Origin of the sequence: Roseiarcus sp. (assembly GCF_052145395.1) — a bacterium.
GTDB lineage: Bacteria > Pseudomonadota > Alphaproteobacteria > Rhizobiales > Beijerinckiaceae > Roseiarcus.
This window is the reverse complement of record NZ_JBKQOT010000622.1, coordinates 1-6,882: the sequence shown is the minus strand read 5'-3', so window position 1 is coordinate 6,882 and position 6,882 is coordinate 1. Positions and strand designations below refer to the sequence as shown.

Sequence of the window (6,882 nt, the reverse complement as noted above, 5' to 3'; positions counted from 1 at the left end):
CTCGACAGCATCGGGTGGTCCGGTTGCAATTCGACCTTGGAAAGCCTCGTCCATAATCTGCCTGTTGTGACGTTGAGGGGGGCGCTTATGCGAGGTCGTCATAGCAGCGCGATCTTGGACAGGATCGGAGTGGGACAAACAGTCGCGGACTCGATCGACGAATACGTTTCGATAGCGACTCGATTGGCCACAAATTCAGTGGAGCGCAGGCGAATTAGCCTTGAGATCGATCGGAATAAGCATGTAATATACCGCGATCGCGACTGCATTGCGCAGCTCGAGGATTTTCTTGAGAACGCGGCGCGGGAGCATACAGTGGAAAAGAGACTAGAATAGGGTTTGGCCGAAATCCGGTAACGGTCACGATTTCTCCAGCCTCTACATTGCCGGCGACATTCGAAAAAAAACTTATCAGCGGTTACCAACTTATCATGTTGTGGGACAAGTCATCGCGAGGTCGTCAAACACCCATTCAGCAGTTCGACTGTCAACCGACTTCCTTGCGCCTCGAAGGGGAAAGACCTCGTCGCACTCTCGCGGGGCGTCCCTTGCCTCAGCCGCAACGAGGCCGCCCTCCTCTTCCCGCGATAGCGATGGCGCGGTTTTCGTTGCGGAAAAGCAGAAATCGCGCTATGATCCCTTCATGCGAGTATTGGACGAAACGCAAGCAGTTTGGGCGTACTGGACGGGAGCGGGCGTTTGCGGGGGCGAGCCGCATGGCGAAGAAAAATCGCGATTTGGACAGTTTTCGGCGCCCAAGCGATTGAAAAGATGGAGTCGGCGCCAAAACCGCTGGATCGTCGCGCCGTTCTCGCAAGCCGCAAGAGGGGCGACCGAGAGGCGCCCGCGGGCTACAGCGGCCGAGAGGATCTCGTCCCGCTACGCCGCCGCCGGGCGCGCCTCGATGACCACGAACGCCTGGGCGAGCGGCGGCTCGTCGGTGATCGTGAGATGGATGAAGGCTTCCGTTCCTGGCGGGAGGATCGCCTTCAGGCGCTCGGCCGCACCGCCGGTCAACCGCATGGTCGGCTGCCCCGACGGCAGGTTGACGACCCCCATGTCGCGCCAGAAGACGCCACGCTTGAGGCCCGTGCCGAGCGCCTTGGCGCAGGCCTCCTTGGCGGCGAACCGCTTGGCGTAAGAGGCGGCGCGTCCGGCGCGGGCGTCGGAGCGGCGCCGCTCGATTTCGGTGAAGCAGCGCTCGACGAACCGCTCCCCGTAACGCTCGAGCGTCTGCTCGATGCGGCGAATGTCGCAAAGGTCGCTGCCGATTCCGACGATCACCGGAGCGCCGCGGCGGTCGTCCGCCCTTCGTCCATCGCCGCGCGCATCCGCTTCACGGTCTCGGCGAGACCGACGAAGATCGCCTCGCCGACGAGAAAGTGGCCGATGTTGAGCTCGACGATCTCCGGCAGGCTCGCGATGACGCGGGCGGAATCGTAGTCGAGTCCGTGGCCGGCATGGCATTCGAGCCCGAGACCGGGCGTCTGCGCGGCAGCCACCCGCAGGCGGCCGAATTCATAGTCGGCGCGGCCCTTGTCGCGGTGGGCGAGCGCGTCGCACCAGGCTCCGGTGTGCAGTTCGACCGCCGGCGCGCCGAGATCGGCGCTGGCCTTTACCGCTTCGCTCGACGGCTCGATGAACATCGAGACCCGGATCCCTGCCTTGCCGAGTTCGGCGACGAACGGCTTGAGCGCGTGGAAGCCGCCGATCACGTCGAGCCCGCCTTCGGTCGTGCGCTCGGTCCGCTTTTCCGGCACGAGACAGCAGGCGTGCGGACGGATGCGCAAGGCGATATCGAGCATCGCCTCGGTCGCGGCCATCTCGAAATTCAGCGGCTTCTTGATCGAGGCCTTTAGGCGCTTCATGTCGTCATCGTGGATGTGGCGGCGGTCCTCGCGTAGATGCGCAGTGATCCCGTCGGCTCCGGCCTCGACGGCGAGAAGCGCCGCGCGGACCGGGTCCGGCGCGGCGCCGCCGCGTGCGTTGCGGACGGTGGCGACGTGATCGACGTTGACCCCGAGGCGAAGCGCGGTCATCGGATGTCTCTCCCCGTTTCAGTCAGACCGCGCCGGCGAGCGCGCGGCTGCCTGGCTTAACCGCTGGCAGCGCCGCGAGTTCCGGCGGCAGCGCATCGGCCGGATAGGCCGGGATGTCGAGGGTCGCGAGCGCCACGCGCGGAACGCCGATGTCGGCCTTGCCGCCCGAACGGTCGATCAGGCAGGCCGCGCCGACGATCGTTCCCGGGTGCTCGGCCAGCGCCGTGAGGCATTCGCGCGACGAGAGGCCGGTCGTGATGACGTCCTCGACCATGAGCACGCGCGCGCCGGGGAGGATGGCGAAACCGCGCCTCAGCTTGAAGACGCCGTTCTCCCGCTCGACGAAGACCGCCCTGGCGCCGAGCCAGCGCGCCGTCTCGTAGCCCGGCACGATGCCGCCGACCGCGGGCGAAGCTACGACGTCGATCGGTCCGAACGCCTTCAGCGCCTTCTCGGCGAGCGCCCGGCAGAGCCGCTCGGTTCGGGCCGGATCCTGGAACACGAACATCTTCTGCAGGAAGACCGGCGAATGCAGGCCGGACGACAGGATGAAGTGACCCTCCAGCAGCGCGCCGGCGGCGCGGAACTCGTCAAGCGCCTGATCGGCGGTTAAGGTCGTGCTCATGGCTCCTCATAGCAGGCGGGCGCGCGCCGCGCCAAGCCGTGAGGCAGCGGCCCGAACCGACCAAGGCCCATGTCCCCGCCCTTCGCGACCAAAACCCTTGGCGCCGCCCCCGACGCGACAGCCCCCGACGGAACGGCGGTCCGGTTGCTGCTGGCGCTCGGCGGCGGAAGCCTGGCGCATTTCGAGCTCCCCGCCGGCGCCGTCTCGCACGCCGTGAGGCACCGGACGGTCGACGAGCTCTGGTATGTGGTCGGAGGCCGCGGCGCCTTGTGGCGGCGGGCCGGGGCGGCGGACAGCGTCGAGGCGCTCGCGCCCGGCGTCGCGGTGTCGATCCCGCTGGGGACGGCGTTTCAGTTCCGCGCAGACGCCGATGGTCCGCTCGCGTTCGTCGCCGTCACCATGCCGCCGTGGCCCGGCATGGATGAGGCCGTCGCGGTCGAGGGACCATGGACGCCGACGGTTCCCGCCGGCCGCTGAAGCGGTCTTGCGCCCGCGCAGGGGCGCTGCTAGCGAAGGGCCCGTGACGAGCCGGATTAGCACAGCGGTAGTGCAGCGGTTTTGTAAACCGAAGGTCGGGGGTTCGATCCCCTCATCCGGCACCACTTCCCCTTCCGAAACGATCCGGGACGGTCCACACAGCCCAAGAAAACCAAGGCTTTCAGGGCTTGAAGCGTCCTTCAGCGTCCAGCCACGGACGTTGATATCCGTGAATTTTGTTGGTATACTCGTTGGTACGAAGCGATTTGCAGCCAAAGGGCGGACCAACGTGGCTCTGAAACAGTTCCAGGTGGACAAAGCCAACTCTCAGGGAAAGCTGACGAAATTGTCAGATGGTGGCGGATTACAGCTTTGGGTTTTCCCTGACGATGCGAAACGCTGGCGCTTGGCGTATCGCTTCGATGGAAAGCAGAAGCTCCTTGCGTTGGGCGTCTATCCCGCAATGAGCCTGAAGGAGGCGAGGGAGGCCAGAGACGCGGCCCGCAAGCTTTTGGACGCTGGGGTTGATCCAGGCCAGCAAAAGAAGCTGGACAAGCTGGTAAGTGCGCATACTCGCACCAACACGTTTGAGGCCGTCGCGGCGGAGCTTGTGGAAAAGAAGAGGCGCGAGGGTAAGTCCGAATCGACACTGTCCAAGCTGCAATGGCTCCTGAGCTTTGCCCTACCGACACTCGGGCCAAGACCAATCAGTGAAATCAAGGCGGCTGAGGTACTGGTCGTCCTGAAGCAGATTGAGGCGCGCGGGAAGAACGATAGCGCCAAGAGGCTGAGGGCCACCATTGGGCAGGTCTTTCGGCTTGCCGTTGCGTCCAGCAGGGCGGAAACGGACCCCACGGAAGCGCTCAGAGGCGCGCTAACGACACCCAAGGCGAAACACAGGGCCGCAATCACGCAGGCCGCCCCGCTCGGCAACCTGTTGCGCGCGGTCGACAATTACGAGGGTGCACCAGAAACCATTTACGCCCTTCAGTTGCTGGCGCTGACTTTCGTTCGCCCGGGTGAACTTAGACAGGCCGAATGGTCCGAGTTCGATCTTGAAGCGGGCGTTTGGAAAATCCCCGGGCCGCGCATGAAGATGAAGAGGCCCCACAAGGCTCCGCTAGCTCCGCAGGCCGTGGCGCTGCTTAAGGAGCTTCAGGCTATCACGGGGCGCGGTAAGTACCTGTTCCCGTCGATCCGCTCCACCGCCCGCCGTATGTCCGAGAACACGTTGAATGCCGCCCTTCGGAGGCTCGGGTACACCAAGGACGAAATGACAGCCCACGGCTTCAGAGCTGCGGCTAGCTCCCTGCTTAACGAAAGTGGCGAGTGGAACCCTGACGCTATTGAGGCGCAGTTAGCGCACGTAGAGGCGAACGCTGTGCGCAAGGCTTACGCCCGGAGCGAATATTGGGACGAGCGGGTGCGGATGATGAACTGGTGGGCTGACAAGCTGGACGGCTTGAGGCACGGGGGTGAGGTCATTCGGTTGAAGACGGCGTAGCGGAGTTAGGCGAACCATGCGGTCGGGGCACTATGTACCTCCTCCTCTTCGGCGCAGGAAGACGCGCTGGAATACGCCGCTGAGGCTTCTGTGCCTTCAACAGCAACCGGAGGAGCTTCTCGGTGCTTTCTATGTGCTTCAAGTCGGACGCGCCCAGCGCTGCAAGCACACCCTCCGATTGTATAGCCGCGCAAAGCGGGTGCTTCTCTCTCCACTCATACCAGGGCTTCAGGTTAATCGGGCGTCCACGCTGCCAGGTTAGCCGAGGAGGCTGGGGGCGAGTGGAACTAACGCGCGCAGTTATTGCCCGCCCAAATTCAGTGTTCGGACCGGCGTAGGCGTCAACCGCTGCGTAGATGCGCACCTTCATCCTGTCCACGGTCTTGTGAGCGAGACCGCATGTTTGGGCCATTTGCGACGATGTCAGGGGCGTCAAGCTCTTGGAGTTTTCCAGGTGGATGACCTGCAGCCACTTACCTAGCGGCACCTTCGACCGCTCAAACACTGTCCCAACGGTGACCGTGAATTGCTTTCGACACCTCCGACAGGAGTAAAGGCCGTCACGATGGGAGCGCTTGGTCCCTTTGATTGAGGTCACCTCGGTTGACTCGCATTGCGCGCAGAGGACTCCGTTCGGCCACCTCAGCCTCCCCAGCGCCCGCCGTGCGAGTTCATCGTCGCTGAATAAGGGGTGGTCGGGAGCGGGTCTGATCGGCATGCCGGAGCCGGTACCACGCCTTGTTTTGTTATGTCCAGAAAACCGTCTGCTCGGATACGGCATCAGTTGCTGAATTCGCACAACTATTTCCTCGAAAAGCACGGTTTGAGTCACCCTTCTAGAAGAAGCTGTCAAATTCCAAGCCTATGGCTACCAAGCGGTCCCAAGCGACCAACCGGACCTTGAGGTCGATAACGATCTTGAGTCAGTGTTTTGGGCAGAAGAACAGTCAGTTTTGGACCCATGTGAGGAAGCGCGCTGCTTTCTTGCGCTCCTCAACCCCCCTCAAACCGAACACCACAACCAGCCCCCTCGTGGGGCTTTTCTCATTGTCACTCCAGTCGAAAGGAAACACATATCATGCGCGTATCACTACGTTACCCAGAGCCGCGAGGCGTCAAAGCAAACACAGCCTTCTACGGCTTCTACGCCAGAGCCACCGGGGAAACCCGCGAGTTACTGGCGGAGGCCCACAGGAGGCTCACAGAGCATTACGGAGCGCCGCCGAGCAACGCTTTGTTGCTGAGGGACGCTTTGCGCGTCTTGATCGACACAACCACAAAGGAAAGCCAATGACACTCCAACGAAGCACGGTGAGCGTGCGGCTGTATGTACGCAGAGACCTCATCGAACGACTGATGCAAGGAGCGCCCGACCAGCGCTGTTCCCTTTCCACCATGGTCAATGCGGCGATTGAGGCCGCCCTTAGCAACCCCACGGACATCGCGAAGAACGCCCAGGACGTTAGCTACACATGCCAAGTCACTCGAAACTAATCGCCGCTGAAACGGCAAGGAGTATGCTGCAGAAAGGCGAGGCCGTGCGGGCAGGCTCCAGAGAAGAAGAACGGATGATGGTAGAGCTTTGGGAGAAGGTTGCGAATAAGTTCACCTTCATTGCCAGTGCTGGGAAGTGGACCTATCGAGACAAAGGAACAGATAAGGGGCTGTTAATAGACTATGCCGTCCAGAGAACCATAGACGCCGAGTTTCAGACGCCTTTACCTGTGTTGAACTATGGTAGGGCCGATGGTCAGGTGCGCATCGCGTTTAGGACGCCGCAGATCAGGGATGCGACCGATCCTTGGATGCAGGCGAAATATGACAAGTACAAGTCCACCAAGCTGGAACTTACGCTTGCCAAATTGCTCATTGCCGACTTTTGGGACACCTACCCCAACAAGCCGCGCATTGTTGAGCTGGACGACGGGTCGCGTGTGTTCAACCTTTGGCATGAGCCAAGCGTAAGACCCTGTTGCGAAAACAAATATCAGGAGCCGCGATGGTTCCTTGATGTGGCTGAGCGGTTCTTCGGAGACCATGAGGCTGAGCGAGAATATTTCCTCGACTGGTGCGCTCACCTAGTGTGTAGACCTGAGGTCAAGATGCCGGTCTCGGTACTGCTCATTTCATCGCTAACCGGGGCGGGCAAAGGCTTCATTGCCGAGTCACTCAAGTGGATGGTAGGCGAGCGCAACTACAAGGCCATCACTTCGGACTCCCTGAAGGGCGGCTTTCAG

General features: G+C 62.1%; 7 protein-coding genes and 1 tRNA gene. 4 read left to right on the top strand and 4 right to left on the bottom strand.

Annotated features, from left to right (window positions below):
- Positions 1-879 precede the first annotated feature (879 nt).
- From acpS to pyrE, 3 genes are read right to left on the bottom strand one after another with little or no spacing between them, the layout of a single operon-like run.
- Complete coding sequence (gene acpS / locus ACLP25_RS21395) at positions 880-1,284, bottom strand: holo-ACP synthase (protein ID WP_442471163.1); 405 nt, start codon at positions 1,282-1,284, stop codon at positions 880-882.
- Positions 1,281-2,039: a pyridoxine 5'-phosphate synthase gene (locus tag ACLP25_RS21390; RefSeq protein WP_442471162.1), complete on the bottom strand. Its 759-nt coding sequence runs from the start codon at positions 2,037-2,039 to the stop codon at positions 1,281-1,283. The genes acpS and ACLP25_RS21390 overlap by 4 nt, the downstream gene beginning before the upstream one ends.
- Before the next feature lie 22 nt (positions 2,040-2,061).
- Positions 2,062-2,664, bottom strand: a complete 603-nt coding sequence (gene pyrE / locus ACLP25_RS21385) for an orotate phosphoribosyltransferase (RefSeq protein ID WP_442471161.1) — start codon at positions 2,662-2,664, stop codon at positions 2,062-2,064.
- Between the two features lie 69 nt (positions 2,665-2,733).
- On the opposite strand from pyrE, the gene ACLP25_RS21380 reads away from it, so the two are divergent.
- From ACLP25_RS21380 to ACLP25_RS21370, 3 genes are all read left to right on the top strand, one after another.
- On the top strand, positions 2,734-3,141 hold the full coding sequence (locus ACLP25_RS21380; protein ID WP_442471160.1) for a cupin domain-containing protein: 408 nt from the start codon (positions 2,734-2,736) through the stop codon (positions 3,139-3,141).
- Between the two features lie 50 nt (positions 3,142-3,191).
- Positions 3,192-3,266 (top strand) — tRNA-Thr (locus ACLP25_RS21375).
- 164 nt (positions 3,267-3,430) lie between these two features.
- Positions 3,431-4,645 (top strand): tyrosine-type recombinase/integrase, encoded by a 1,215-nt coding sequence (locus ACLP25_RS21370; RefSeq protein WP_442471159.1) that lies wholly within the window; start codon positions 3,431-3,433, stop codon positions 4,643-4,645.
- Here ACLP25_RS21370 and ACLP25_RS21365 read toward each other — a convergent pair.
- Positions 4,623-5,363, bottom strand: coding sequence for a transposase (locus tag ACLP25_RS21365; RefSeq protein ID WP_442471164.1), 741 nt, complete (start codon positions 5,361-5,363; stop codon positions 4,623-4,625). The genes ACLP25_RS21370 and ACLP25_RS21365 overlap by 23 nt on opposite strands.
- Positions 5,364-6,162: 799 nt before the next feature.
- On the opposite strand from ACLP25_RS21365, the gene ACLP25_RS21360 reads away from it, so the two are divergent.
- A partial coding sequence (locus ACLP25_RS21360) for a hypothetical protein (protein WP_442471158.1) occupies positions 6,163-6,882 on the top strand: 720 nt, incomplete at its 3' end.

Bases quoted from the DNA above. Each gene is read 5' to 3' on its own strand.
- ACLP25_RS21390 (WP_442471162.1), bottom strand. From the start codon at position 2,039: ATGACCGCGCTTCGCCTCGGGGTCAACGTCGATCACGTCGCCACCGTC.
- pyrE (WP_442471161.1), bottom strand. From the start codon at position 2,664: ATGAGCACGACCTTAACCGCCGATCAGGCGCTTGACGAGTTCCGCGCC.
- ACLP25_RS21380 (WP_442471160.1), top strand. From the start codon at position 2,734: ATGTCCCCGCCCTTCGCGACCAAAACCCTTGGCGCCGCCCCCGACGCG.
- ACLP25_RS21365 (WP_442471164.1), bottom strand. From the start codon at position 5,363: ATGCCGATCAGACCCGCTCCCGACCACCCCTTATTCAGCGACGATGAA.